The organism is Streptomyces sp. NPDC004134 (assembly GCF_042874195.1).
GTDB lineage: Bacteria > Actinomycetota > Actinomycetes > Streptomycetales > Streptomycetaceae > Streptomyces.
Window position 1 is genome coordinate 236,442 of sequence record NZ_JBIAMS010000005.1, and the last position, 25,190, is coordinate 261,631.

At 72.5% G+C, this 25,190-nt stretch carries 23 protein-coding genes and 1 riboswitch; of the genes, 12 read left to right on the forward strand and 11 right to left on the reverse strand.

Annotated elements, in window-relative coordinates; translation table 11 throughout:
• Positions 1 to 1,101, reverse strand: coding sequence for a histidinol-phosphate transaminase (hisC, locus tag ACFYVJ_RS09790; protein WP_388888594.1), 1,101 nt, complete (start codon positions 1,099 to 1,101; stop codon positions 1 to 3).
• A 503-nt stretch (positions 1,102 to 1,604) separates the two neighbouring features.
• On the opposite strand from hisC, the gene ACFYVJ_RS09795 reads away from it, so the two are divergent.
• The 4 genes from ACFYVJ_RS09795 (at position 1,605) to ACFYVJ_RS09810 (ending at position 6,000) form a co-directional block, all read left to right on the forward strand.
• Positions 1,605 to 2,699, forward strand: coding sequence for a LacI family DNA-binding transcriptional regulator (locus tag ACFYVJ_RS09795; RefSeq protein ID WP_388888299.1), 1,095 nt, complete (start codon positions 1,605 to 1,607; stop codon positions 2,697 to 2,699).
• Positions 2,700 to 3,189: 490 nt separating this feature from the next.
• Positions 3,190 to 4,194 carry a metallophosphoesterase gene (locus ACFYVJ_RS09800; protein WP_199850484.1) on the forward strand — a complete coding sequence of 335 codons (1,005 nt, stop codon included), beginning with the start codon at positions 3,190 to 3,192 and terminating at the stop codon, positions 4,192 to 4,194.
• Between the two features lie 176 nt (positions 4,195 to 4,370).
• A complete protein-coding gene (locus ACFYVJ_RS09805) occupies positions 4,371 to 5,267 on the forward strand; it encodes a hypothetical protein (RefSeq protein WP_388888302.1) in 897 nt (298 codons plus the stop codon).
• A gap of 100 nt (positions 5,268 to 5,367) precedes the next feature.
• On the forward strand, positions 5,368 to 6,000 hold the full coding sequence (locus tag ACFYVJ_RS09810) for an HAD family hydrolase (protein ID WP_388888304.1): 633 nt from the start codon (positions 5,368 to 5,370) through the stop codon (positions 5,998 to 6,000).
• 21 nt (positions 6,001 to 6,021) lie between these two features.
• Here ACFYVJ_RS09810 and ACFYVJ_RS09815 read toward each other — a convergent pair whose 3' ends face one another.
• The 6 genes from ACFYVJ_RS09815 to ACFYVJ_RS09840 all read right to left on the reverse strand — a co-directional run bounded on the left by ACFYVJ_RS09815 (position 6,022) and on the right by ACFYVJ_RS09840 (position 10,729).
• A complete protein-coding gene (locus tag ACFYVJ_RS09815; RefSeq protein ID WP_388888307.1) occupies positions 6,022 to 6,495 on the reverse strand; it encodes an NUDIX domain-containing protein in 474 nt (157 codons plus the stop codon).
• A 166-nt stretch (positions 6,496 to 6,661) separates the two neighbouring features.
• The gene (locus ACFYVJ_RS09820; protein ID WP_388888309.1) at positions 6,662 to 7,393 is read right to left on the reverse strand and encodes a WGxxGxxG family protein; all 732 of its coding nucleotides are present in this window, start codon (positions 7,391 to 7,393) and stop codon (positions 6,662 to 6,664) included.
• 153 nt (positions 7,394 to 7,546) lie between these two features.
• Positions 7,547 to 8,719, reverse strand: a complete 1,173-nt coding sequence (locus ACFYVJ_RS09825; RefSeq protein ID WP_388888312.1) for a cystathionine gamma-lyase — start codon at positions 8,717 to 8,719, stop codon at positions 7,547 to 7,549.
• Entirely contained in the window at positions 8,716 to 9,735 is a 1,020-nt protein-coding gene (locus ACFYVJ_RS09830; RefSeq protein WP_388888315.1) for a fructosamine kinase family protein, read from the reverse strand. Before ACFYVJ_RS09830 ends, ACFYVJ_RS09825 begins: the two co-directional genes overlap by 4 nt.
• Entirely contained in the window at positions 9,732 to 10,253 is a 522-nt protein-coding gene (locus tag ACFYVJ_RS09835) for a low molecular weight protein-tyrosine-phosphatase (protein ID WP_388888317.1), read from the reverse strand. Before ACFYVJ_RS09835 ends, ACFYVJ_RS09830 begins: the two co-directional genes overlap by 4 nt.
• A 101-nt stretch (positions 10,254 to 10,354) precedes the next feature.
• The gene (locus ACFYVJ_RS09840; protein ID WP_388888319.1) at positions 10,355 to 10,729 is read right to left on the reverse strand and encodes a phage holin family protein; all 375 of its coding nucleotides are present in this window, start codon (positions 10,727 to 10,729) and stop codon (positions 10,355 to 10,357) included.
• Between the two features lie 56 nt (positions 10,730 to 10,785).
• Here ACFYVJ_RS09840 and ACFYVJ_RS09845 point away from each other — a divergent pair, with 56 nt between their 5' ends.
• Positions 10,786 to 11,103 (forward strand): cupin domain-containing protein, encoded by a 318-nt coding sequence (locus ACFYVJ_RS09845; RefSeq protein WP_101423481.1) that lies wholly within the window; start codon positions 10,786 to 10,788, stop codon positions 11,101 to 11,103.
• 137 nt (positions 11,104 to 11,240) lie between these two features.
• Positions 11,241 to 11,453: a DUF5326 family protein gene (locus ACFYVJ_RS09850; protein WP_047020110.1), complete on the forward strand. Its 213-nt coding sequence runs from the start codon at positions 11,241 to 11,243 to the stop codon at positions 11,451 to 11,453.
• Positions 11,454 to 11,478: 25 nt separating this feature from the next.
• Here ACFYVJ_RS09850 and ACFYVJ_RS09855 read toward each other — a convergent pair whose 3' ends face one another.
• Positions 11,479 to 13,023 (reverse strand): YibE/F family protein, encoded by a 1,545-nt coding sequence (locus tag ACFYVJ_RS09855; RefSeq protein ID WP_388888321.1) that lies wholly within the window; start codon positions 13,021 to 13,023, stop codon positions 11,479 to 11,481.
• Between the two features lie 73 nt (positions 13,024 to 13,096).
• Positions 13,097 to 13,228, forward strand: a riboswitch (TPP riboswitch).
• Between ACFYVJ_RS09855 and thiC the strand changes: the two genes are divergently transcribed.
• The 5 genes from thiC to ACFYVJ_RS09880 all read left to right on the forward strand — a co-directional run bounded on the left by thiC (position 13,221) and on the right by ACFYVJ_RS09880 (position 21,607).
• Positions 13,221 to 15,020, forward strand: coding sequence for a phosphomethylpyrimidine synthase ThiC (gene thiC / locus ACFYVJ_RS09860; RefSeq protein WP_388888324.1), 1,800 nt, complete (start codon positions 13,221 to 13,223; stop codon positions 15,018 to 15,020). Its footprint overlaps the riboswitch before it by 8 nt.
• 166 nt (positions 15,021 to 15,186) lie before the next feature.
• Entirely contained in the window at positions 15,187 to 18,243 is a 3,057-nt protein-coding gene (locus ACFYVJ_RS09865) for an NACHT domain-containing protein (protein ID WP_388888327.1), read from the forward strand.
• Between the two features lie 216 nt (positions 18,244 to 18,459).
• Positions 18,460 to 19,929, forward strand: a complete 1,470-nt coding sequence (locus ACFYVJ_RS09870; RefSeq protein ID WP_388888597.1) for a serine/threonine-protein kinase — start codon at positions 18,460 to 18,462, stop codon at positions 19,927 to 19,929.
• The gene (locus ACFYVJ_RS09875) at positions 19,926 to 20,282 is read left to right on the forward strand and encodes a hypothetical protein (protein WP_388888329.1); all 357 of its coding nucleotides are present in this window, start codon (positions 19,926 to 19,928) and stop codon (positions 20,280 to 20,282) included. The genes ACFYVJ_RS09870 and ACFYVJ_RS09875 overlap by 4 nt, the downstream gene beginning before the upstream one ends.
• Positions 20,264 to 21,607 carry a protein kinase gene (locus ACFYVJ_RS09880; RefSeq protein ID WP_388888332.1) on the forward strand — a complete coding sequence of 448 codons (1,344 nt, stop codon included), beginning with the start codon at positions 20,264 to 20,266 and terminating at the stop codon, positions 21,605 to 21,607. The genes ACFYVJ_RS09875 and ACFYVJ_RS09880 overlap by 19 nt, the downstream gene beginning before the upstream one ends.
• A 53-nt stretch (positions 21,608 to 21,660) precedes the next feature.
• Here ACFYVJ_RS09880 and ACFYVJ_RS09885 read toward each other — a convergent pair whose 3' ends face one another.
• A complete protein-coding gene (locus ACFYVJ_RS09885) occupies positions 21,661 to 22,236 on the reverse strand; it encodes a DUF4240 domain-containing protein (protein WP_388888335.1) in 576 nt (191 codons plus the stop codon).
• Positions 22,237 to 22,566: 330 nt separating this feature from the next.
• Here ACFYVJ_RS09885 and ACFYVJ_RS09890 point away from each other — a divergent pair, with 330 nt between their 5' ends.
• Positions 22,567 to 23,325, forward strand: a complete 759-nt coding sequence (locus ACFYVJ_RS09890) for a GNAT family N-acetyltransferase (RefSeq protein ID WP_388888337.1) — start codon at positions 22,567 to 22,569, stop codon at positions 23,323 to 23,325.
• Positions 23,326 to 23,364: 39 nt separating this feature from the next.
• Here ACFYVJ_RS09890 and ACFYVJ_RS09895 read toward each other — a convergent pair whose 3' ends face one another.
• Together ACFYVJ_RS09895 and ACFYVJ_RS09900 are read right to left on the reverse strand one after the other, a co-directional pair.
• Positions 23,365 to 24,120 (reverse strand): hypothetical protein, encoded by a 756-nt coding sequence (locus ACFYVJ_RS09895; protein WP_388888340.1) that lies wholly within the window; start codon positions 24,118 to 24,120, stop codon positions 23,365 to 23,367.
• A gap of 225 nt (positions 24,121 to 24,345) precedes the next feature.
• Positions 24,346 to 24,963 carry a Repetin gene (locus ACFYVJ_RS09900; protein WP_388888343.1) on the reverse strand — a complete coding sequence of 206 codons (618 nt, stop codon included), beginning with the start codon at positions 24,961 to 24,963 and terminating at the stop codon, positions 24,346 to 24,348.
• Positions 24,964 to 25,190 lie beyond the last annotated feature (227 nt).

Here is a 25,190-nt window from a genome sequence, read left to right on the forward strand (position 1 = left end):
CTACAGCTCCTTGCGGAACTCCTCCGCCACCGCCAGCAGGATGTCGTTCGCCTCGCGTTCGCCCACCGACGCCCGGACCCCGTCGCCCGCGAACGGCCGTACCACCGCGCCCGCCGCCTCGCACGCCGCCGCGAAGTCCATGCTCCGCTCCCCCAGCCGCAGCCAGACGAAGTTCGCGTGCGTCTCCGGCACCGTCCAGCCCTGCGCCAGCAGCCCCTCCCGCACCCGCGTGCGCTCCCCGACCAGCGCCTCCACCCGCTCCAGCAGCGCGTCCTCGCTCCGCAGCGACGCGATCGCCGCCTCCTGCGCGATCTGGCTCACCCCGAACGGCACCGCCGTCTTCCGCAGCGCCGCCGCCACCGGCTCGTGCGCCACCGCGAAGCCGACCCGCAGGCCCGCCAGCCCGTACGCCTTGCTGAAGGTGCGCAGCACGCACACGTTCGGCCGGTCCCGGTAGACCTCCAGCCCGTCCGGGATGCCCCCGTCCACGCCGTCGTCCCGGACGAACTGGCAGTACGCCTCGTCCAGCACCACCAGCACGTCCTCCGGCACCCGGTCGAGGAAGCGCTCCAGCTCCCCGCGGCGCACCGCCGTGCCCGTCGGGTTGTTCGGCGTGCAGACGAAGATCAGCCGGGTGGCGTCCGTCACCGCGTCCGCCATCGCGTCCAGGTCGTGCCGCTCCTCCGCCGTCAGCGGAACCTGCACCGACCGCGCGCCCGAGATCTGCGTGATGATCGGGTACGCCTCGAACGACCGCCAGGCGTAGATCACCTCGTCCCCGGGACCGGCCGTCGCCTGCAGCAACTGCTGTGCCACGCCCACGGAACCGGTGCCCGTGGCGATGTGCTCGGGCGGCACGCCGAGGCGTTCGGCGAGTTCCGCGGTGAGCGCGGCGCACGCCATGTCGGGGTAGCGGTTGAAGCTCCCGGCCGCCGCGACCGCCGCCTCCAGCACGCCGGGCAGCGGCGGGTAGGGGTTCTCGTTCGAGGAGAGCTTGTACGCCGCCGCCCCCGGCCCCGCACCCGGGCCCCCGGATCCCGGCCGCGCCGCCGCCGGCTTCCCCGGCTTGTACGTCGGAATGCCCGCCAGCGCGGCCCGCAGCCTGGGCGCCGCAGCAGCCCCGCCGGCCGCACCGGCCTCCGGAGTCTCAGCGGCCTCAGCAGCCCTGGGAGTCTTGTCGTTCGTCACCGCGGTCCTCCTCGACCGAGCCCGTACCCTGCCGTTACGCGCCGTTCCCGCCGGCCCGTTCCGCACGCCGCGGACGGGGCCGCACCCGCAGGGGGCGCATCCACCCTGGCGCGCACGGGTGGCGGACGCCATGGCGCGCATCACCCGTGAAGGTGACTGAGACCTCTTCGAGACCTTCGTACCATGGCAGGTGCCACCCAGCTTGCGCCATGGACCGATGGCCGACAATGGTGCAACCACTTGGCATTCCATGGTCGTTTGACCGTTGCGCTCCTGCAGAATCGTGCCTGTCAGTTACGGTTCGGATTCTCCCGCAATCGAGCCATCCGAGCCCTACTATCAGCTCGCGATGACAAGCCTGCCTGACTACGCGGCTTGCACGGGGGACCACGTACGTGCTTGAAGAAAGAAGGCGCATGACCGGCTCGATCCAACCGCAAGTGAGCCGGCCGCCCAGCCGCAAGCTGGCGCGGGCGGGCATCCGGGATGTCGCCGCCGCCGCGGGCGTCTCGATCACCACCGTCTCCGACGCGCTGAACGGGAAGGGACGGCTGCCGGAAGCGACCCGCCGGCACGTCCGGGAGGTCGCCGACCGCCTCGGCTACCGGCCGTCGGCAGCCGCCCGCGCGTTGCGCACCGGCAAGTCCGGACTCATCGGCTTAACGGTGACGACCTACGGGGAAGAACCGTTCACCTTCACGGAGTTCGCGTACTTCGCCGAGATGGCCCGCGCCGCGACCTCGGCCGCCCTCGCCCGCGGGTACGCGCTGGTGATCCTCCCCGCGACCTCGCGGCACGACGTGTGGTCCAACGTGGCCCTCGACGGCACGGTGGTCATCGACCCGGCGGAGGGCGACCCCGTCGTCAGCGAGATCGTCCGGCAGGGCATCCCCGTCGTCAGCGACGGCCGCCCCGGCGGCTCCCTGCCCGTCACCGCCTGGGTCGACAACGACCACCAGGCCGCCGTCCTCGACCTGCTCGACCACCTCGCCGAGGCCGGCGCCCGCCGCATCGGGCTGCTCACCGGCACCAGCACGGACACCTACACCCGGCTGTCCACCACCGCGTACCTCACCTGGTGCGAGCGCGTCGGGCAGGATCCGGTGTACGAGTCCTACCCCGCCCACGACCCCCGCGCGGGCGCCGTCGCCGCCGACCGGCTGCTCGCCCGCCCGGACCGCCCGGACGCCGTCTACGGCCTCTTCGACCCCAACGGCACCGACCTCCTCGCCGCCACCCGCCGCTACGGCCTGCGGGTGCCCGACGACCTGATGCTCGTCTGCTGCAGCGAGTCCCCGGGCTACGCCTCCACCGACCCGCCCATCACCACGCTGTCCCTGAAGCCGCGCCGTATCGGCACGGCGGTGGTCCAGCTCCTGATCGACGCCATCGAGGGAGTCGACGCGGGCCGGCCCATCGAGCAGGTCATACCGACGGATCTGATCGTGCGGGAGTCCTCGCAGCGCCGCCCGCCGCGCACGGTCGTCAGCGCCCCGCGCCGCCCGGCGTAGCGGAGCGCCCGGGCCGCGCGGAGGACGTACGCGACGGCCGTACGACCCGGCTCACCCCCGGGTTCGTACGGCCCCCCGCATCGCCGCCGCCGGACCCACGCCGTACGCCCCCTTCGCCACGCGCTGCGGCACGCCCCGGGCAACGCCCCCTTCACCGCGCGCCGGGGGCCGCCCCGCCGCGCTCGCCCCGTCACGGACCCGACCGCGCCCGCGTGCCGTACGGCAACTGAGGACCTCGCGCGGACCCCGCCCCCGTCCTTCCCGCGCCGGTCGTGCCCCGTTTGCCCGGTTCTGGTGGTCCGGCGGGCGCCGTCTTCCGCAGCCGGAGCCAATTGGCGGCCCCTGGTACCGCACAAGGCGCGACAGGCATTTCTATGATGGGCGCACGCACATCGCGGATCTCCTCCACCAGCACGGGGGAGCGGCACCTGGTCCCACGGCGGCCGGGTCGCGTCCCGGTGGCAGAACGGCTAGGCGGTGGAGGGGTTCGATGCAACAGGGGGCCGGTCAGACGCCGGGGCTGCGGACCACGGCTGGGGTGCCCGCCGGGGCGGCGCCTCCCGTCCCCGCGGCACCGGCCGCCGGTGACGCCTTCGGGCACGCCGACGACGGGTACACCCCGACCCAGGCCGACCTGCCGGTGATCAGGCGCGGCGAGAGCGGCGGCTACGGCCCGCTGTACGTCGTCGGCGACGTCCACGGCTATCTCGACGAGCTGCGCGCCGCCCTGCGCGCCCAGGGCATCATCGACGAGGCCGACCGCTGGATCGCCGGGAACACCCGCGTGTGGTTCCTCGGCGACTTCACCGACCGCGGCCCCGACGGCATCGGCGTCATCGACCTCGTCATGCGGCTGTCCGCCGAGGCCGCGGCCGCCGGCGGCTACTGCAAGGCGCTCATGGGCAACCACGAGCTGCTGCTGCTCGGCGCCAAGCGCTTCGGCGACACGCCGGTCAACTCCGGCGCCGGCACCGCCTCCTTCCAGGCCGCCTGGCTCCTCAACGGCGGCCAGCGCACCGACATGGAGCGGCTGGAGGACGTCCACCTCCAGTGGATGGCCCGGCTCGACGCCATCCACGAGGAGGACGACCACCTCCTGGTGCACTCCGACACCACCGCGTACCTCGACTACGGCGACTCCATCGAGGGCGTCAACGACACCATCCACGACATCCTCGCCCGCTCGGACGCGGACGAGGTATGGGATCTCTTCCGCAAGTTCACCAAGCGTTTCGCCTTCCGTGACGAGGAGACGGGACCCTCGGCGGTACGGGAACTGCTGGGCCGGTACGGCGGCGAGCGGCTGGTGCACGGACACAGCCCGATCCCGTATCTGCTCGGGGAAGTGCCCAGCGAGGACACCGACCCCGAGGAGCGCGGCGCCTCCGTGCAGGGGCCGCACATCTACGCAGACGACCTGGCCATCGCCATGGACGGGGGGGTCACCATGGCCGGAAAACTGCTTGTCGTGCGACTTCCGCTGGTCGGGCGGTAGCGCGCGTCCGCCCGGCGTGCTCTAATACGGAACCTCCTTTTCTGAAAAGACACTTATCCGCCATACGCGAAGCGCTCTACCATCGGTAATAGGCTCTGCCGCCCAGGGCCTAGCGCCGCAGGCACGCTCCGTCCCCGTTTGCCTTGTTGCCTGCCCATCCGGGGGAGCACAAGCACATGACCAGTGCGTCGCATCTGCTGACCGAGGACCGCCCGGAGTTCGAGCGGCTCCTCGATACCGCGCTGCACAATGCCGAGTTCACGGTCGGTGCCGGCCGCGGACGGCCCCTCAACCCCGAGCAGCTCCGCACCCGGGCCCTCGGCGCCACGGCCGAGATTTCCGCGAGCGCGTCGGCCGAATATGCGCGGTATGTAGAGCTGCGCACGGAGTTGCGCCGCCCCTCGGCGGGCGGCGGGACGCTGGGCGGTCCCGACGGAATCCGCTTCTCCGGCGCGCGGGGCGGCGCCCAGGGCGACAACTCCAGTGCGGGGGTGGCCGCGGCGGCGGCGGTGCTGGTGCCCGTGCTGGCCGGTACGGCGGCGGTGATCTTCCTTCTCGTCGGCTATCTGCTGCACTTGATGAACCCCGAGCCGTCCGTGGCCTCCTCGATGCGCCAGGCGGGCTGGATCTTCGCGATCCTCGCGGCCGCCGCCATCGTCATCTCGATGGTCGCGCTGCTGCTGACGGCGGTGCGCAACGGCTCGACGTCCATCAGGGCGGCGGCCAGCCGGGATCTGACCGAGCAGGTCGACCGCGCCCGCGAGGAGTGGCGCGCGGCGCTGCTCGAACGCGGCATCCAGCCCTTCATCGAGCAGGCGCTCGCCGGCGGCGCCGAGGGCGGCGGTCCCGACGCCGGCGGCCCGGACGCGGGGCCCGAGGGCGGTGGCCCCGGGGGCGGCGGGGCGTACCCCGCGGTGCGTACCGACCCGACCGTCACCCGCACCCCGCGGCTGGGCTACTCCCGCCCGGCGTTCTCCAGCCCCGACGACGGCCAGTCGAAGGACGGACCGAGCTATTCGAGCCCCGACTTCACCAGCCCCGACTACGGCGGCCCCGAACATGACCCGGACTGACCCCGGCCGGCCCGGGTGACGGCGCGGTTCTCCGTGCGGCTCCGGGTGCGGTGCGAGTAATCGTTTGTCCGCGGGCATGCGCACGTCCTAGCCTCACGCCATGTCCCGGCTGCACATCTTCGACATGGACGGCACCCTGCTGCACGGCTCCTCCGCGAACATCGAGATGGCGCGGCAACTGGACCTGGTCGCGGAGTTCCAGGCGCTGGACGCGGCGTTCGGCGCCGGCGAGATCGACACGTACGACTACGCGGAGCACGCCCACGGCATGTGGAGCAGCCTCACGCCCGAGATCCTGGGCCGCGCGTTCGCGGGCGCCCCGTGGCTCGCGGGGATCCGCGAGGTGTGGGCGGACATCACCGACCGCGGGGAGCACTGCGCGGTGATCTCCCTGGCGCCCGGGTTCTTCGTCGAACGGCTGCTGGAGTGGGGGGTGCACGCGGCGCACGGGTCGCGGTTCCCGGCGCTGCCGTTCCGCGAGCCGGTCGACATGGCGGGCATCCTGGGTCCGCCCGACAAGGTGCGGATCGCGGATCTGCTCTGCGCGGAGTACGGGTTGACGCGGGCGGACTGCGTCGCGTACGGGGACTCGATGTCGGACACCGACCTCTTCGCGGTGGTGCCGCGGTCGGTCGCCGTCAACGCCGACCACCATGTGAGCGGCCTCGCCTCGCACGCGTACAGCGGCCGGGACCTGCGGGAGGCGTACGCGCTGACGCGTACCGGCGGATGACGCGCCGCCGAGCCACGGGGCCTAGCCGAAGTCGTCGGCGAGGACGGCGAGGACGCCCTCGATGTTCGTGCGCAGATAGGCGCGCAGGCTCGGCGGTACGACGTCGACGGAGTCGACTCCTTCGCGGGTGAAGGGGATGCGCACCGTCTCGTACTCGCCGCAGGGCTCGTCGACTTCGGGGCCGTGGCGCCGGGCCGGGTCCATGGACGCCAGCCGGCAGGCGAAGAAGTGCTGGACCTTCACTCCCCGTCCGTCCTCGGGGACGGTGTCGACGAAGACGGGGACGACACCGGTGACGCGGGCGCCCAGCTCCTCGTCGACCTCGCGGTGCAGCGCGGCGACGACGGAGTCGTCGGCGGGCTCGACGCCGCCGCCGGGGGTGATCCAGTAGGGCTCGCGGCCCGGCTTGGTGCGCTTGATGAGCAGCATCTCGTCGCCGTCCAGAAGGACGGCGCGGGCGGTGCGCTTGACCACGGGCCGGTGGGACACGGTCATGGGATGTATGTGGCACGCGGGGCGGCGGTCGAAACCCGCGGCCGCCGGCGGAACGCGGCGGAGCGGTGCGTACGGCGGGAGCACCCCCGTCCCGCCGCGCCGGGCGCGCGCGGGGCGCGGGGGCGCGACGGGACGGGCGGGATCCGGCGGTGGGGCGCCTGGGCGGTCACCGCCGCTTGTCGTCGTCGCCGGGCATGGGCTCGTCCTTGCCGAAGACGCGGTGCGTGGTGCCGCTCTGTTCGGTGCCGGGCTTGCTCTCGTGCGCGGTGCCGCCGGTGATGTCGCTGTGCGTGGTGCGGCCGGGGTCGGGCGAGGGGGACGTACGGGACGCGCCGCCGGATTCGCCGCCCTTCATGCCGGACGAACCCGAAGTGCCGGACGTGTCACCGGACATGCCGGGCTTGTCGCCGTGCATCCCGTGCCTGCCGTGCTTGTCCCCGTGCTTGCCGTGCTCGCCATGCTTGCCGTGCTCGCCATGCTTGCCGTGCTTGCCGTGCTTGCCGTGCATCTCCTGCTCGCCGCCGGGCATGTCCTCGCCGGACTTGTTGCGCATCCGGCCGGCGTCCTTGCCGTGGCCGCGGGCGTGCCCGTGGGTGTCGTGCTCCATGCCGTACTCGCGGCGCGTGCCCGTCGTCTGGGCGGCGCGGTTGGAGACGTCGCCGCGGCGGCTGCCCGTGCCGGACTTCTTCGCCAGACCGGCGAGGCCGAGCAGGCCGGCCAGACCCAGCAGGCCCCAGTTGCTCGCGCTGTCGCCCTTCGGGCCGCGCGGGCCCTGATCCTGCTGGACCGTGGTCTGGGGGTTGTCCGCCGGGGTGGCGGCGGGCTGCGCGCTCGCGCCGGTCAGGGGAGCCAGGGCGATGATCCCGGCCGCGCCCAGTGTTGCGGCGATCTTACGCATGGTGTGATCTCCCTTGAGAGCTGTGCCGACGGGCGTCTCGACGCGGCTCTCGATCCGCGTGCCCGCGGCTCCCCCACACACCATGAACACACGCATTGCCGATTTACGCGAGTTTTATCCTTTTTGCCAGGCTTTTCCGGGGCGGGTGCGGCGTCAGCGGCCGAGCGCGTACGCGAGCGCTGCACGCAGGTCGGATACGAGGTCCGCGGTGTCCTCGACGCCCGCGGAGAACCTGACGAAGCCCTCCGGCACCGCGTCCCCGCCCCACCGCCCGCGCCGCTCCGCGGTCGAGCGCACGCCGCCGAAGCTCGTCGCCTCGTCGACCAGCCGCGCCGCGCCCAGGAACCGCTCCGCCGCCGCCCGGTCCGGCAGCGTGAACGCCACCACGCACCCGTACCGCCCGGCGCGCATCTGGCGCGCGGCGAGCGCGTGCGCGGGGTCGGACGGCAGACCGGGGTGGCGTACGTCCCGTACCCCCGGCGTCGCGCGCAGCGCCTCGGCCACGGCGAGGGCGTTCGCCGCCTGGCGCGCGGTACGCAGCTCCAGCGTCGCCAGCGAACGGTGCGCGAGCCACGCCTCCATCGGCCCGGGGATGGCGCCGGCGGTCTTCCGCCAGGTGCGCAGCCGGCGGGCGAGCGCGGGGTCGCGGGTGACGGCGTAGCCGAGGAGGACGTCGCCGTGGCCGGTGAGCGCCTTGGTGCCGCTGGCGACGGACAGGTCGGCGCCGAGTTCCAGAGGGCGCTGGCCGAGGGGGGTGGGCAGGGTGTTGTCGACGGCGACGAGCGCGCCCGCCGCGTGCGCGGCGGCGGCGAGGCGGCGAATGTCGCAGACGTCGAGGCCGGGGTTGGAGGGGGTCTCCAGCCACAGCAGGCGGGCGCCGTCGAGGTGCTCGGCCTGGGCGTCGCCGGCGGTGGGGGCGGTGCGCACGTCGGTGCCGTGCTCCTGGAGGAGGGCGCGGAGGCCGCCGGGGACGAGGTTGTAGCCGTCGGTGGGGAGGACGACGTGGCCGCGGGGCGCACCCCCGTCCTGCGGCGGTCCGGGGACGGCCATGAGGACGGCGGTGATCGCGGCCATGCCGGAGGCGAAGGCGACGGCCTCGGCGGGGACGCCGGGGGACTCCAGCTCGGCGAGGGCGGCTTCGAGGCGCGTCCAGGTGGGGTTGGCGTCGCGGCCGTAGTCGTAGGGGGCGGCGGTGATGTCGCCGGGGAGGTGGTAGTGGGCGGCGAAGACGGGGCCGGGGAGGGCGGGTTCGTACGGCTCGGGGGCGGGGAGGCCGGCGCGTACGACGCGGGTGGCGTCGGCGTGGGGAATGGCGTCCGGTGTCATCGGCCGGCTCCTTTCAGGGCCGCGCGCGCCGCGGCTCCGCACTGCGCGCCGTAGCCGGCGCCGAACAGCGCGGCGTGCACGAGCAGATGGTGGAGTTGGTACAGCGGCACCCGGCCGGGCCGGCCGGGCAGCGGGCGTACCTCCTCGTACGCCGCGAGCAGCCGCCCGAGCTGGGGGCAGCCGAACAGTTCCAGGAACGCGAGGTCCACCTCGGGGTGGCCGCCCTGCGCGGCGGGGTCGATGAGGTACGCGCGATCGCCCGCCGACCACTGCACGTTGCCGGACCACAGGTCGCCGTGGATGACGGCGGGCGGCTGCGGCGGGCCCGTGACCTCGTCGATCGCGTCGCAGAGGCGCTCGACGGCGCGGGTGTCGGCGGGCGTGAGGGCGCCGTTGTCAGTGGCGAGGCGTAGAAAGGGAAGCAGCCGGTGCCCGGCGTAGAAGGCGGGCCAGTCAGCGGGGGAGGCAGGCGCATGTCCGGTGTGCTCGGGGGGTGGTTCCGGAGCCGGATCCGGGGTGCCGGGGGTGTCCAGGGTGCCGGGCGGGCCCGGTGTGGCCGGTGCGCCAGGTGCGCCCGGGGACGGCAGCGGGAGCGAGCCGATGTAGGCGGGCCAGGGGGTGCCGAAGGCGGCGGCGGGGGTGGCGTGCAGCGCGGCGAGGTCGCGGCCGAGCCGCTCGGCCTGCGCGGGGGTCGCGGGCCCTGGCTCGATCCACTCCAGCAGGATCATTCCGGGCTCCTCGCCGAGCACGGCGGGGACGGGGACGGTGCCGGTGCCCGCGAGGAGGCGCAGGCCGTGCGCCTCGGCGGCGAAGAAGGCGGCGGGCGCGCCGGCGAGGGTCTTGGCGAAGACGCGGCGGCCGTCGGCGAGTTCGAGGCGGTGCGCGGCGGAGATGTCCCCGCCGCCGACGGGGCGCGCGGTCCGTACGGGAGCGCCGGCGAGCGCGGCGGCGCGGGCCTCGACGCCCCGGGGGGCGTCCGCGGCGCCCCGCGCGGCGCCGGGAGCCGGGGGGCTCACGGGCGGGCGGTGAGTTCGTCGCGTACGGCCAGCAGCAGGCCCTCGGCGGCGGTCTCGATCAGGTCCAGAGCCTCTTCGAAGCCGCGGGTGCCGCCGTAGTACGGGTCCTCGACGTCGGTCAGGTCGAGGTCGGGCGCGAAGGAGAGCAGCAGCCGCACCTTCTCGGCGTCGACGGGCGTCGGCGCGATCTTGAGCAGCCTGCGGACGTGCCCGCCGTCCAGGCCGAGGACGAGGTCGCGTTCCGCGAACCAGTCGGGGGTGAACTGCCGGGCGGTGTGCGCCAGCTCGTAGCCGTGCCCGGTGAGCACGGCGCCGGCGCGCGGGTCGGCGGCTTCGCCGACGTGCCAGCCGTCGGTGCCGGCGCTGTCCACCTCGATCTCGCCGGCGAGCCCCGCCTCCGCGACACGGGCGCGGAAGACGGCCTCGGCCATCGGCGAGCGGCAGATGTTGCCGGTGCAGACGAAGCAGACGCGGAAAGGCGCGGGGAGGGGGCGTTCGCTCGTTCGCATGCGGTCCATCCTGCCTCAGCCGGGGCGCGGGCGCCCGGTGCCGGTGGCCGGTTCCCGCACCGGTTCCCGCCCCCGGAGCCCGTCGCTCCGCATAGGGGCGCGCGCTGCCGTCAGTCCCGGTCGAGGGCCATGCTCGTCGCCCACGACACGATGCTGATCACCAGACCGCCGAGCACCGCCGTCCAGAATCCCTCCACATGGAAGCTCAAGTCCGCTTTGTCCGCGAGCCAGGAGGTGAGCATCAGCATCAACGCGTTGATCACGAGCGTGAAGAGCCCGAGCGTCAGCACCAGCAGCGGCAGCGACAGCAGTTGCACGAGGGGCTTGACGATGAAGTTCACGACGCCGAAGATCAACGCGACCAGCAGCAGTGTGACGACCTTGTCGGCGTTGTCGTGACCGGTCAGTCCTATGTCGGGGATCAGCCAGACCGCGACCGCGAGGGCGGCCGCGTTGGCGAGGGTCTTGATCAGGAAAGTCTTCATGGGTTGATCGTTCCAGAGGTAGTCGGGAGCACCATGGACGCGGAGGATGGAGCACGATGAAGGCATTCCGGCTGGACGACCTCGAGGCGGAGCGCCGTGCGAACGACGGAGCGTACCTGCAGTTCGTGCGCGAGCGGAACATGTCGGTGGGCCTCTACGCGCTGGACGCCGGAGCGCCCGATCCGCAGCAGCCCCATCGCCAGGACGAGGTCTACGTGATCATGAGCGGTCGCGGTTCCGTCACCGTCGGCGACGAGACCCTGCAGGTCGGCAGGGGCTGCGTCGTCTACGTACCGGCGGGCGTTCCGCATCGTTTCCACCACATCACCGAGGATCTCCGGGTTCTGGTGGTCTTCTCTCCACCCGAGGCGTGAATCAGTCCCTCAGGGTCGCCTCGGGGTTCGTTCCGGGATGGACGGGGGCAGGGGGCACTCCCATCCGCCCGCCCGGCGTCCTAGCATCGAAGGCACCGGGACAACCCCGGCGTACCGGAGGAGGAATGACCGTGTCCGTGAAAGAGATCACTGCGGGACTGCCGTGGTGGGTGACGTGGGTGCTGATCCCGGCGATCGTGCTGGTGGTCTTCGGCAGCCTGATCATGGCGCTGGTCGGCTTCATCATCGGCCTGCTCTTCAAGGTGCTGCTGGCCGCGGCGCTGATCGCAGGTGCGATCTTCCTGGTGCGGAAGTTCATGACCGCGTCGTCGTCGAAGAACGACTGGTAGCCGGCCGGCTCCGTCGTCTCCGGCGCTACTTCCGGCGTCGCCGTCCGCCGCCGCCCCGGCGGCGGGAGCGGCCCTCCGGGGGAGCCGCGGCAGCGCCGGAGCCCGTGCCTCCCCAGCCTCCGGGCCCCGCAGGGGCGCCCGGCTGCGATCCAGGGCCCATGCCGGCGCCCGGTCTCGGGCCTGATCCCGGCCCGGGTCCTGGCTGAGGCGCAGGTCCCGGTCCCGACCTCGTACGGGGAATCGGCCCCGTTCCCGTACCGGCACCCGATCCCGTACCCCCGCCAGGTCCCGTACCCCCGCCAGGGTCCGCGACCGGCACCGGTGCAGGACCCGATCCGTGGCGGCGGTCGGCGGAGACGACGAGCGCCGCGAGGCCCGTCGTCAGCGGCACCGACGCGACCAGCCCGATGCTGCCCACGAGGGTCCGTACGATCTCCTCCGCGACGAACTCGCTCGTCGCCACCGTGCCGACGCCCTGGTCGGCGATCGTGAAGAGCAGCAGCAGCGGCAGCGCCGCCCCCGCGTACGCGAGGACCAGCGTGTTCACCACCGACGCGATGTGATCGCGCCCGATCCGCATCGCGGACGCGTACAGCTTCCGCCACGGCGCCGACGGATCGGCCTGCCGCAGCTCCCACACCGCGGACGCCTGCGTCACCGTCACGTCGTCGAGCACCCCGAGCGAGCCGATCAGCACCCCCGCGAGCAGGAGCCCGCTCATGTCGATGTCCGGGTACTGGGTGTGGATGAGGCCCGTGAAGTCGTCGGTGTTCCCGGTCAGTTTCGACCAGCCGATGAACAGCGAGCCCAGCAGCCCGATCAGCAGCAGCGACGCGAGTGTGCCGAGTGCGGCCACCGACGTACGCACGTTGAAGCCGTGACACAGATAGAGCGCGATCAGCATGATGGCGCTGCCCCCGACCACCGCCACCACCAGCGGGTTCGACCCGTCGAGGATCGCCGGCAGGATGAACAGGATCAGGATCGCGAAGCTCACCGCCAGCGCCGCGAGCGCCGCCAGCCCGCGCAGCCGCCCCACGACGACCACCGCGACCGCGAACAGCAGCGCCAGCGCCGTCATCGGCACGGTGCGCACCACGTCCGAGACGGCGTACTGCAGCTCGCGCGGCGCCTTCGGCGAGTAGGAGACGACGAGTTCCTGCCCCACCTCGTACCGCCGGGACGCGTCGGGCGCGACGATCTCCGTGAAGGTCCGCCCGGCGTGCTTGCCCGACGTCACCTCGATCGTCGCCTGCTCGCACACCGCGTCCTGGTCGGGCCGCGGCTCGTCGGTGCCGCCACCGCCGCCCGGCGGCCCCTGCTCCTGGATCTGCGCGCCCACGTCCGCGCACTTCACTTCCTCGACCTTCGTGACCTTCGCCCGCTGCCGCTCCTGGTCGAAGCCGATGCCGCTGCGTTCGCCCGCCGGTTCACTCCCCGGCCACAGCGCGATCAGCCCGGCGAGCACCGCGAGCGCGAACGGGACGAGCACCGCGGCGATCACCCTGCGCAGCCGGTGCGAGGCGGGCGGGGCGGGGGCGCCGTGGTGGTGGCTGTGCGAATGTGTCACGGCCAGATCATCGCAGGAGTGCTCCGGGGCCCTCTTTCGTACCGGTGCGTGCAGCGGTTAGCGTGGTCGGCGAACTGCACACCGCGGGAGCTCGGAGCACCGGGCTGAGAGGGCGCTGACGGATCCGGATCCGGACCGAGGCTGCGCCGACCGCCGAACCTGTTACCGGGTAATGCCGGCGTAGGGAGTGGGTCTCCATGACCGTTTCGGATGCACGTACGCCCGCCACCGGGGACTCCGCGGAATCTGCGGAAGCCACCGCGATCGGCTGGCACAAGGACCACATCGAGCACCCCGCGCGGCCCGACATCAGGGTCCCGGTGCGGCGCGTGCACCTCACGAACGGCGACGACGTGACGCTGTACGACACGTCCGGGCCGTACACCGACCCGACCACCGACACCGACGTACGCCGCGGGCTCACCCCGCTGCGCGACAACTGGATCATCGCCCGCGGCGACACCGAGGAGTACCCGGGCCGTCCGCCCCGCCCCGAGGACGACGGCCTCAAGCACACCTCGCCCCGCGGCGGCCTGCGCAACCTCGACGCCGTCTTCCCCGGCCGCCCGCGCCAGCCGCGGCGCGCCCGCGGCGGCGCCGTGACGCAACTCGCGTACGCCAGACGCGGGGAGATCACCGCCGAGATGGAGTTCGTCGCGCTGCGCGAGCGCGTCGAGCCCGCCTTCGTACGCGACGAGATCGCGGCCGGCCGCGCCGTGCTCCCCGCGAACGTCAACCACCCCGAGTCAGAACCGATGATCATCGGGAAGAACTTCCTGGTGAAGGTGAACGCCAACATCGGCAACTCGGCCGTCACCTCCTCCATCGAGGAGGAGGTGGAGAAGATGACGTGGGCCACCCGCTGGGGCGCCGACACGGTCATGGACCTGTCCACCGGCCGCAACATCCACACCACCCGCGAGTGGATCCTGCGCAACTCCCCCGTGCCCATCGGCACCGTGCCGCTCTACCAGGCGCTGGAGAAGGTCGACGGCCGCGCCGAGGAACTGAGCTGGGACGTCTACAAGGACACCGTCCTCGAACAGTGCGAGCAGGGCGTCGACTACATGACCGTCCACGCCGGCGTCCTGCTGCGCTACGTCCCGCTCACCGCCCGCCGCAAGACGGGCATCGTCTCCCGCGGCGGCTCCATCATGGCCGCCTGGTGCCTGGCCCACCACCGGGAGTCGTTCCTCTACACCCACTTCGACGAGCTGTGCGAGATCCTCGCCGCGTACGACGTGACGTTCTCCCTCGGCGACGGCCTGCGGCCCGGCTCGATCGCCGACGCCAACGACGAGGCGCAGTTCGCCGAGCTGCGCACGCTCGGCGAACTCAACCGGATCGCGAAGTCCCACGGCGTGCAGACCATGATCGAGGGCCCGGGACACGTCCCGATGCACAAGATCAAGGAGAACGTCGACCTCCAGCAGGAGATCTGCGAAGAGGCCCCGTTCTACACCCTCGGCCCTCTGGCCACCGACATCGCGCCCGCCTACGACCACATCACCTCCGGCATCGGCGCGGCGATGATCGCCTGGTGGGGCACGGCGATGCTCTGCTACGTCACCCCGAAGGAACACCTGGGCCTCCCGGACCGCGACGACGTCAAGACCGGCGTCATCACGTACAAGATCGCCGCCCACGCCGCGGACCTCGCCAAGGGCCACCCGGGCGCCCAGGACTGGGACGACGCCCTGTCGGACGCCCGCTTCGAGTTCCGCTGGGAGGACCAGTTCAACCTGGCCCTGGACCCGGACACGGCCCGCGAGTTCCACGACGCGACCCTCCCGGCGGAGCCGGCGAAGACGGCGCACTTCTGCTCGATGTGCGGCCCGAAGTTCTGCTCGATGAAGATCAGCAGAAGCATCACGGAACGCTTCGGCTCGGACGACCAGGCGGAGTTGACGGCGGAGGAGATCGAACGGGGCATGCTGGAGAAGTCCAGGGAGTTCGCGGACGCGGGCAACCGCGTCTACCTGCCGTTGACCGACTGAGCCCGATGGCGGGAGGGGCAGGAGCCGTGCTCCTGCCCCTCCCGCCGGCATGGGCCCGAGGAGCGGACCGGCAAGCCGGCCCCGGTACGGTGAAAACCGGCGCCGATCCCGGTGGACGACAGGGCCTTCCGCCCGTGCGAACGAGCACATGCTTAGGAGTGTCAGCATGGAGGTGACCGCCGGGACCCTGGCAGCCAAGGCTGCCGGACCAGTGGCTGCTCGCTTGGTCAGCAAGCTCTTCACCGCTCCCGCGGGAGCAGGGTTGGTGGACAACCCCGTACGCATCGCGGGCAGGCTCACCTTCAAGGGGGAGAAGCGAACCCTCGCGGAGAAGGACATCCAAAGGCTTGTCAGTACGCTGGTGAAGCGCACGGTCGAGTCCATGCCGCGCGAAGTGTCGTCTGCCGTGACCGGAGAGCAGGACGCGGTGGCGGATCGCCTCACCCGAACTCTTCTCGTGCTGGGTGAGATCGATATGGACGACGTTCAGGCGGTGCAGCTCGGCTACGAGCAGTTCGCCGCAGAGCTGCGGCGCGCCGCCCCCCGCGCGGCCCTCAGTCTGTCCGCTTCCGGTGAAGCGATGTACGAGTCGCTGCTCGAACTGTCCTGCCTGCACATCCTCCAGTTCTTCTCCCAGCGCTCGTCGTTCATTCAGAGGACGCAGCTAGAGCAGTTCCGGGCCATAGCTGCACAAGCCCGTCAGATCGACCTGCTGCTGGATCGCATCCCCAGCCGGGATCGCGCAGACGTGAGCTTCGAGAGAGATTACGCAGAGGCCGTCAGAGCAGACCACGGGAAGGTGAGGATCTTCGGCCTCGACCTGGGCAGGGCGCACGGGCGCGGGTGGAACCTCGACACCGCGTATCTGACTCTGGAGGCTACTTCTTCCCGGGAGTCCGACGCAGGTGACCCGGAGATCCTGGCCGGCGAGCACGGACCCTCATCAGCGTCTCGGCACGACCGCCGGGAGCGGATAGATCAGTTGCTCGCCGACAAGTCCCGCATCCTGTTGCGCGGCCAGGCGGGCGCAGGGAAGTCGACACTGATCCAGTGGCTTGCTGTCGGTGCGGCAACCGGGTCCTTCGCAGAGGAGCTGTCTGCCCTCAACCACCGAGTCCCCTTCGTGCTACGGCTGCGCAAGATGTCTCGGCAGGGAATTCTGCAGCCACGCCCTTCTCAGTTCCTTGAGGTGGACGATTGCCTCAGAGCCGATAGTCAGCCGGACGGCTGGGCGGATCGCGTCCTTCGTGCCGGGCGGGCCCTGCTGCTCGTCGACGGCTTGGACGAGATCCCGCCGTTCGAGCGTGACGAGGCGAAGGAGTGGATGGCCCGCCTGCTGGAACTGTATCCGCGGACGCTGACGTTGGTGACGGTTCGGCCCTCTGCTGTCCCTGTCGGCTGGCTTGACGAATGGAATTTCGAGGAACTGTCCCTGTGCTCGATGAATGCAGAGGACAGGGAATTGTTCGTGGAGCGCTGGCATCGTGCTGCGCAGACCGTATCCGAAACCGACGGTACAGCCCTCGAGGCGGCGCGTGAGCGCCAGGAACTGACTCGCTTACGAGACGCTCTGCTACGCACCCTCGGTACTTCTCCCGACCTCTCCGCCCTGGCCGACAGCCCACTGCTGTGCGGAATGATATGCGCCCTCCACCGCGAGTGGGACGGCACCTTGCCGAAAAGGCGGATGGACGTCTACCGGGCCGCTCTCAGCATGCTTTTGGTGCGGCGGGACCAGCAGCGCCGGGTGGGGGCTTCCGAAGGCATGCGGCTGGCCGAGGAGGAGCAGCTCGCCATGCTGCAGCGCATAGCCTCCTGGCTCGTCCTGAACGGGCGGGTGGAAGGAGAGAAGAGCCACGCCGAGGGGCAGATGGCTCGACTGCTGCCCACGCTGCCCGAAGTCGAGCGGCAGTGCACGCCGCAGGATGCGTTCAACCACCTGCTGAACAGGACCGGCCTGCTGCGCGAGACCAGCGTGGATACCTTCGACTTCATCCACCGGACGTTTCAGGACTACCTGGCCGCCAAGGAGTTCAAAGAGGAGCGCAACTTCGGGCTACTCAGCAGCAAGGCAGGTGACGATCAATGGGCGGACGTCATCCGGATGGCGGTGGGACACTGCGATCCGAACGACCGCTCGCAACTGATGAAGGAGATCCTCGACCGCGGCGACAGCGTCGAGGAGGCCGAAGAAAAACGGCGAATCCATCTTCTGCTGGGCTCCTGCCTGCCGTATGCCTCCCGCCTGGACGGTGAGGTACGCAAGGCTGTTCTGAGCCGAGTGGGGAAGTCGTTGCCGCCTCGAGCGCAGGAATGGCTGCAATATGCCATGGTGGGGGAGCAGATCCTTCCCGAACTGCGCAAGTTCGCAGCCGAGCATACCGACTGGGGCTGGCTGCCGAGTACCGCCGTGCAGGCGGCGGGTAGCGACTCGCTGCCGCTGCTGAGGGACCTGATGTCGGTCTGCTCCTCTCGAATGCGCACCCGTATCGCCCACCAATGGCACAACTTCGATACGGCAACTTTCGCCTCGGAAATCCTTTCAGGCCGGGACCTTTCCTCTGTGCAGGTCGATGTCGGTAATGTGGAGCAGCTTGCCGAGATCCCCTCTCTCGGGCCCGTAGAAACCCTTATCTGCAATTCTTCCATCCCGCAGCGGGAGCTTTCTTCTCATCTGCTGCGTTCGCGCGTATCCTGGCTCGTGCTTGGCGACAATCAGGTGGTAAGCGATATTTCCTTCCTTGGCGACATGCCCGATCTTTGTTCGGTTACGATATTCGGATGCCCGCGCGTCGGTGACCTGTCGCCCTTGGCCGGTATCGGGCTTGGTAGCCTCTACCTCGATAGGCTGGGCGCAGAGGTCGACTGCGGTACCGTGATGGGCATTGCCCGGGGGATTGACCAGTTGCGAAACCTGGGTATGCAGATGCCCTCTCTCCGTGGATTGACGGGCATGTCGCCGATTCCGCAGGTCGAGCAGCTTCTTCTTTACGGTGTGCGGTCATACGAGGACGTCGGTCTCATTCTGCAGGCTTTTCCTGCAATTACTCGTTTGTTTATCCAACTCAAGGATCCCTGTGATCCCCTGGATCTCAGTCCGCTTGCGGTTCGGCCCGAATTGGACCTCGACATTCCGTCTGCCGGAACTGCAGGGATCGAAGTGCTCGGCCGGGAGAACTTTCCGGACGCACGGCTGTCGCTTGATCCTCCGGACGCATCGTAGGCATTCCGATCGCGGCGCCGTCGTCATACGGGGAGACGGTGTAGCACTCCGCGAGCGCGGTCGAGGCGTTGGCGGCACGGACTTCACCGGCGGAAGCCGCTCTCGTAGCGGGTGGCGGCCTGGTGTGACGATCCCTTGCCGCGGTCTCGGTTCGTGTCATGGCCGCGACTACACTTTCTCTCTTGCGAACGTGACCAGGGGGAGGGCCCGTTGGCCGTGGAGGGGGAGACGCCGGGCGGGTCCGCCGCGGGCGAGGGTGCGGACATCCGGCCCCTTCAGGAGGACGATCCGGCGGCGCTCGGCCCGTACACGCTGCTGGGGCGGCTCGCCACCGGCGGGATGGGGCGCGTCTTCCTCGCACGTTCCGCAGGCGACGGCTCCCTGGCCGCCGTCAAGACCCTGCTCGCCGAAGGCGAGATCGACGCCATCGTCCGGCGGCGCTTCGCGCGCGAAGTGAAGGTCGCCCGGCGGGCCGACGGCGTACGCACCGCGCGCGTCCTCGACGCCGACCCGGACGCGCCCTGGCCCTGGATGGCGACCGAGTACGTGCCCGCCCCCTCGGTGGCGGAACTCGTACGCCGTGCCGGGCCGCTGGCCGGGACCGGGGCCCGGTGGGTGACGCGGGGCGCGCTGGAGTCGCTGGCGGAGCTGCACCGGCAGGGCATCGTGCACCGGGACGTCAAACCGCAGAACCTGCTGCTCGAACTCGCCGGCCCCTGCCTCATCGACTTCGGTATCTCGCACGCCGCCGACCTGACCCGCACCCAGCTCACCCTGGGCACCGTCGCCTTCACCTCCCCCGAGCAGGCCGTCGGCGAACCGTCCACCGCGGCCTCCGACGTCTACTCCCTCGGCGCCACCCTCTTCCACCTCGCCGTCGGCCGCCCGCCCTATCCGGCGGACACCGAGATGCTGCTGCTGCTCACCTACGTGGCCGAGGGCCGGACCGACCTGGCCGGGTTACCGGACGAACTCGCCCCGGTGGTCCGCGCCTGCCTCGCGCTCTCCCCCGCCGACCGGCCGCGGACCAGGGAGCTGCTGGACCTCTTCACCTTCGAGCTGGCCGAGTTCCCGACGGTGCCGGACGCGAGCGGGTGGCTGCCGGCACCGTGGGCGCGGCTGATCCAGGGGTACGCGCGACAGGCGCGGACACTGGCGGCGGACCCGCGGGTGCTGCGGGAAGGCGGTGAGGGCCCGGAGTGGCCGGGGCCCGAGGGCGGGGGCCGGGCGCGCCGCAACTGCCGCCGGAGACGGTGCGGGAGGAGACCGTGCGGGGTGAGACCGTACGGGAGCCGGCGGGTACGGTGCCGGAGGCGACGGCCGTACGGGAAGCGCACCACCCCGGACCGCAGCCGGAGCCGGAGGCGCGGCGCGTTGCAGGTGGCGCGGGGGACGCACACGACGTGCCGGACGGGGAATCCGACGGGCCCGGCCGGGGCGCGCGGGTCTTCGTCCGCTCCGTGCAGGCACTCATGGCCTCACTCCTCCTGCTGCTCGCAGGCGTCGGCGCGTACAGCTACTACCGGTCCGAGCAGTCGCGCGAACCCGACGCCACGGACCGCGCGTTCGCCGACGTGGCGCCGGGCGAGTGCGTGCGTACCGGCCTGGACCCGGCGCGAGGCTGGACCGCCGAGGCTCCCGAGACCGCCGCCTGCGGCACGGGACCCGACGCGCCCTGGAAGGTGACCGCGACGGAGGACGGCGGCCTCGTCCAACGCTGCATGGGCACCGACGCGGCGGTGGCGTGGAGCCGGCAGAGCGACGCGGGTGTCGTCAGCATCTGCCTGGAGCGGCGGTTCACCGAGGGTGAGTGCGTGATCGGGGCCGCACCGCAGGACGGGTCCCTTCTCGACGTCACTCCCCTCACCGACGACGCGGTCTTCGCCACCACCGTCGGATGCGCCGACACCGTCCCGGAGGGCCGCGCGGTCCTGCGGGTACTGGCGCAGGTCCAGGGCGAGGACCGGTGCCCCGGGACGACGCAGGTGCGGTACCTCTTCACCGAACGGGGGCGGACGCTGTGCCTGACCTCGGCGTGACCCCCGGCCCGCTGCACCGGGCCGACCCGCGGCACCTCGGCCCGTACCGGCTCGTCGCCCGGCTCTCCGCGGGCGGCATGGGCCGCGTCTACCTCGCCGTCGAGACCGCCACCGGCGAACTGGCCGCCGTCAAGACCCTGCTGGCGGAGGGCGAGGCCGACGACGCGGACCGGGCACGGTTCGCCCGCGAGGTCGGCGTGGCACGCCGGGTGGCCGGGCGGCACACCGTGCGGGTACGTGCCGCCGACCCGGGGGCCCCGCGGCCGTGGCTGGCGACGGACTATGTATCGGCGCCCTCCCTCGGCGAACTCACCGCGCGCGGCGGTCCCGCCGACCCCGCCACGGTCGCCCGGCTCGCCGCCGACTGCGCGGCAGCCCTCCAGGCGCTGCACGACGTCGGCGTCGTGCACCGCGACCTGAAGCCGCAGAACGTGCTGCTGCCCGCCGACGGCATCCAGGTCATCGACTTCGGCATCTCGCACGCCACCGACCTGACGCGTACCCGGCTGACCCTCGGCACCCTCGCGTACATCGCCCCGGAACAGGCGCGCGGCGAGCCAGCGACCCCGGCGTGCGACGTCTACGCGCTCGGCGCCACGCTCTGCACCCTGGCCACCGGCCGGCCGCCGTGCCCGGACACCGGCGATCCGGTCCGGCTGCTGGCGCTCGTCGCGCGCGGCGCGGTGGACCTCGGCGCGGTGCCGGAGCCGCTGCTCGGCCTCGTGCGGCCCTGCCTGGCGCTCGACCCGGCGGCCCGGCCGGGCCCGGAGGCGCTGCGGGCGCTGGCGGAGGAGGCGGGCGCGGCCGCCGGTGCCCCCGGCTCGTCGTGGTCCGGCATGCCGGACCGGTGGGCGGGGATCGTGCTGGCGTACCAGCGGCAGGGACGGGAGCTGACGGAACGGTACGGGGCCGGGGATACGCGCGCGGCGCCGCCGCCGGGGGCGGGCGTTTCCGCTCCGGTGGCGACAGGGGGGCCCGTACGGGAGAAGCCGGCAGCGCGGGAGCCCACGCCGGAGGCGGCGGCCGTGGATCCCGGTGCCGCCGGAGACGGTGCCCGGGCCCCGCACCCGCAACCCGCCGGGCCCGCCGCGGCCTTGGAACCGGATCCCGGCCCGGGTCCCTGGCCGGGTCCCTGGCCGCGTCCCGGGCCGGATTCCGGGCTCCAGCCCCGTGCCGCGCGGCGCTTCGCGGGGCTGACGCCGCGGGGATGGCGGGCCGCCGGCAGCCTGGTCGGCAACTGCGCCGGGCTCGGCTTCCTCGTCCTCGGCCTCCTGGCCGTACTCGCCACGATCATCGCGATCGTGGTCGCCCTCGCCGCAGGGTGACCCGGCGGCCGGTGCGTCGGGCACGCCCGGAGGCGTACGCGCACGGGAGCCCACTACATCCGGTCCGCCGCCCGGAGATACAGGCCCGCGAGGCGCGGCAGGCGTTTGTGCATCTCCCCGTCGTCGTCGAAGTCGAAGTCCTCCCCCATGTCCGGTGCCGCGCCGACCTCGCCGTCCGCCGGCCGGTACTCCGCCCACGCCTCGTGGAAGGCGTCCCTGCTGCCCGTCAGGCGCTCGAAGGCGGTGCCCGCCGCGTAGTTCACCTCCTCGTGGAAGAGGATCTCGTCGTGGCCGTCCCGCGCGGCCTCGGCGACGGCCGGGTGCCCGGCAAGGCTGTCCGGCGCGGCCGCGGCGCGCTCGTACCACTCGCGGCCGAGGGATATCACCCCGGCGCGGAAGTCCATGAAGCTGTCGTCCGAGCAGCCCCCGCCGATGAGATACGCGGCCGCCCACACGTCCCAGCGGTACAGGGCACCGTGCACCTCGCCGAACCGCTCCGCATACGCCAGGATCTCCAGCCGGGGGAGCCCCGCGAGGAGTCCCACGAGCGCCTCGTCGAAGGGCACGCCGTCCGCCGCCGCGGAGGAGCGCGCCGATTCGACGAGATGCCAGAACCGGTCGATGTCCATGTCCCGTACTGTGGCACCGCCCACTGACATTCCGCTCTCATCCCGTAAACGCGTTGCATGGGCGCGGCCGGCGTGGGACATTGGCCGCCGTCCGCGCGCCCGCGGACGTATCCGCCGGCCGCCCGCCGGCGTACTCACGGTGAGGAACGAAGCCTTTGATCCCGGCGCCCGTCAGCGGCCGCCGTCGGCACCGAGTGGCCCGCCCGCTTCCGTAGCGGAGCCGCCCGCTCTCCCACGCCGGACACGCCCGTCCCGTACGGCGGCCCCACGCTCTCTTCTGTCTGCGCACGTCAGAGACTTCGTGAGGTCGATACCACCGTGGTCACGCCCATGGACGAGCAAGTCCAGAACTTCGCCGTCGCCCACCTCCGCCGCCGCCCCGAGGTCGTCGAGACCGGCGGCTTCGTCGCCGGCTTCGCCGTCGGCACCGACAGCCCCTACCTCAACTACGCAACCCCGCTGCCCGGCACCGCCCCCACCACCGGCGACGTCGCGGCGCTCGTCGGCGCGTTCCGGGAGCGGGGACTGCTGCCGCGGCTGGAGTTCGCGCCCCAGGCCGCGCCCCTGGTGGAGGGGGCGCTGCGGGCGGCGGGGTTCGAGGCGGAGGCGGTGCACGAGTACCTCGTCTGCACCCCGCATACGTACACCGATCCCCTGCCCGGCGGCAATCGCCCGCGGGTGGAAACACCCGCCACCGAGGCGGAGTTCCGGGCGCTGGACGCGGCGCTCGCGGAGGCGTTCGGCGGGGCGTTCGCCGCGTCGGCGGAAGGCGCGGCGCGGCTGCGGCGGCTGGGGGAGGACGGCGGGGAGGTGCGTTTCGTACGGGCCGCGGACGGCGGCTGCGCCGGCGGCGCGACGTGCTCGCCGCCGGCCGAGGACACCGCGGAACTCGCCGGCGTCGGCACCCGCCCCGCGCACCGGCGCCGCGGCGTCGCGGCGGCGGTGACGGCGGCGCTGACGGCGGCGATGTTCGACCGCGGGGCGGGGTCCGTGTGGCTGGAGTACTCCGGCGCGGGCTCGCGCGGCACGTACACCCGCGTCGGCTACCGCCCAGGCGGTACCCGGCTGTACGTCTCCCTGCCTGACTGACGGGGGCCGACGGGCCGGGAGCCCGGGGAGCCGGTGGGTTCATGTCTGGGGTGGGCGCATCAGGTGCAGGTCCTCGCCCCAGGCGTCGAGCACACCGCCGTGGCCCGCCCGCCGGGCCACCGGCTCGACCCGCGCGAACACGGCGCGCTGCAGGTCCGCGTCGCCGGTGCACGTGATGCGGTCGACGGCAGCGGGCAGTTCGTCGCCCGCCCAGCCGGGCAGCGGGTGCCGGGCCAGCTCCCAGCGCAGGTACTTGTTGTACGGGCGCGGGCGGCGCTCCAGCGTGAAGAGCAGCTCCAGCAGGTGGCGGGCGCTGTCGGCGGCGTCGAGACGGGCGGCGAGGGGGTGGCCGTCGCGGGTGTTCTTGACGGAGCGGTAGAGGGAGTTGGCGTACGCGTCCAGCAGCGCGGCGGCGTCGCGGTGCGCCTCGCCGGCGTCGAGCCGGGCGGCGGCGGCGAGGACGCGGGCGATGCCGCCGTCGAGGCGGTCGAGGACGACGTGAGCGCGGGCGAGGGCGTAGCGCTCGAAGCCGGGCGCGGCCCCGAGTTCGCGGAAGCCGGCGAGGGGGAGGACGAGGAGGTCGAGAGCGGCGGAGCGGTGGCCGTGGAGGCGGGTGAGGCCGCCGGCCGTACCGTCGGCGAGGACGACGTACAGGTCGTGGTCGGAGCGCTCGGTCGCCATGCCCTCGTGGGCGTGGGACCCCTTGAGGACGAGGCCGACGACGGCGGGGTCGGCGGTGGCGCGGGCGACGAAGTCGGCGTAGGCGAGAGGGTGCTGATGCTGTGCGGCGGTCATGCGGTGGTCTCCGGAGGGATCGGGGCGGGCAGGCCGGCCGGGCGGCTCCGCGCTGCCGGGAGCCGCCCGCGTCGTCCGCGGCGGGCCCGCGGCCACCGGCCGCGCTGCGGCAAGCGGCCGGCTGCCGCCGCCCGGAAGATCACCTCACCCCGGGACCGTACCGCGCGCGGGCACGCGGGGCACGACCCCGGGCGGGCGGCGTGACTCCGGTGAGAGCTCCGCCGGTCAGAGCTCCGGCTGCCAGGGCTGGACCCGGAAGTCGCCGGTGCCGCGCCTGACCTTCTCGAACGGCGCGGAACTCACGCACGGCGCAAGGTCCTTGTCCTCCACCGGGCTGCCCGTGCCCGCCCAGCTATAGCCGAGATGGTCGTTGCGGCCCTGGTCGTGCACGGTGACGCCGACGCGCACGCCCTTCGCGCCGGGGAGGTCGGTGTCGGTGATGACACCGGAGACGACCGCGACCTTGCCGCCGGTGACGAGGCAGTCGACGTCGGCCTCCGCCCACGCGCCCTCGCCGCCGAGGTAGTGGCTGAAGCGGAACGTGCCGGTCGCCTGGAGGGGGTCGTCGTTGTGCTTCGCGGCGAGGCGGGCGTCGAAGGAGAAGGTGATGTCGTCGCCGAGCGACCTGGTGAGCTTCGCCGTGCCGGTCAGGGAGGCGGCGGGCCGCTCCCCGCGGTCGGCGCCCCGGGCGGTATCCGCGCTGCCTGCGTCCTGGACGTTCCTGCCAGCGCGGTCGTCGGTACGGGAGTCGCCGGCCGCGGCGGCGGTACCGGCGGTGGCCGTCGCGAGCAGGGCGGCGGAGAGGGCGACGGCGCGAAGGCGGTTGCCGCGTACGTAGCGCAAGAGAACTGCTCCTCAAAGGCTGTTGGCCCGGACGATCCGGGTGCCAGCAGCCTCGCCCGCGGCGGGTGCGGACCGCGTCAGCCCGCGGCGGCAAGCGACGTACCCCCGTGGTCTGCCTCACCAACCGTCACCGCTACCTCCCCGGCATGACACGCTGTACCTGACCAGGGCAGGATCCCGGCCACCGGCCGCGGAACCACGCCGTGGCGCCGGGAGTTCCCCACGGA

Excerpts from the sequence above, each read along its gene's own strand:
- ACFYVJ_RS09795 (WP_388888299.1), top strand. The coding sequence starts at position 1,605 with ATGACCGGCTCGATCCAACCGCAAGTGAGCCGGCCGCCCAGCCGCAAG.
- ACFYVJ_RS09800 (WP_199850484.1), top strand. The coding sequence starts at position 3,190 with ATGCAACAGGGGGCCGGTCAGACGCCGGGGCTGCGGACCACGGCTGGG.
- ACFYVJ_RS09805 (WP_388888302.1), top strand. The coding sequence starts at position 4,371 with ATGACCAGTGCGTCGCATCTGCTGACCGAGGACCGCCCGGAGTTCGAG.
- ACFYVJ_RS09810 (WP_388888304.1), top strand. The coding sequence starts at position 5,368 with ATGTCCCGGCTGCACATCTTCGACATGGACGGCACCCTGCTGCACGGC.
- ACFYVJ_RS09815 (WP_388888307.1), bottom strand. The coding sequence starts at position 6,495 with ATGACCGTGTCCCACCGGCCCGTGGTCAAGCGCACCGCCCGCGCCGTC.
- ACFYVJ_RS09820 (WP_388888309.1), bottom strand. The coding sequence starts at position 7,393 with ATGCGTAAGATCGCCGCAACACTGGGCGCGGCCGGGATCATCGCCCTG.
- ACFYVJ_RS09825 (WP_388888312.1), bottom strand. The coding sequence starts at position 8,719 with ATGACACCGGACGCCATTCCCCACGCCGACGCCACCCGCGTCGTACGC.
- ACFYVJ_RS09835 (WP_388888317.1), bottom strand. The coding sequence starts at position 10,253 with ATGGACCGCATGCGAACGAGCGAACGCCCCCTCCCCGCGCCTTTCCGC.
- ACFYVJ_RS09840 (WP_388888319.1), bottom strand. The coding sequence starts at position 10,729 with ATGAAGACTTTCCTGATCAAGACCCTCGCCAACGCGGCCGCCCTCGCG.
- ACFYVJ_RS09845 (WP_101423481.1), top strand. The coding sequence starts at position 10,786 with ATGAAGGCATTCCGGCTGGACGACCTCGAGGCGGAGCGCCGTGCGAAC.
- thiC (WP_388888324.1), top strand. The coding sequence starts at position 13,221 with ATGACCGTTTCGGATGCACGTACGCCCGCCACCGGGGACTCCGCGGAA.
- ACFYVJ_RS09865 (WP_388888327.1), top strand. The coding sequence starts at position 15,187 with ATGGAGGTGACCGCCGGGACCCTGGCAGCCAAGGCTGCCGGACCAGTG.
- ACFYVJ_RS09885 (WP_388888335.1), bottom strand. The coding sequence starts at position 22,236 with ATGGACATCGACCGGTTCTGGCATCTCGTCGAATCGGCGCGCTCCTCC.
- ACFYVJ_RS09890 (WP_388888337.1), top strand. The coding sequence starts at position 22,567 with ATGGACGAGCAAGTCCAGAACTTCGCCGTCGCCCACCTCCGCCGCCGC.
- ACFYVJ_RS09895 (WP_388888340.1), bottom strand. The coding sequence starts at position 24,120 with ATGACCGCCGCACAGCATCAGCACCCTCTCGCCTACGCCGACTTCGTC.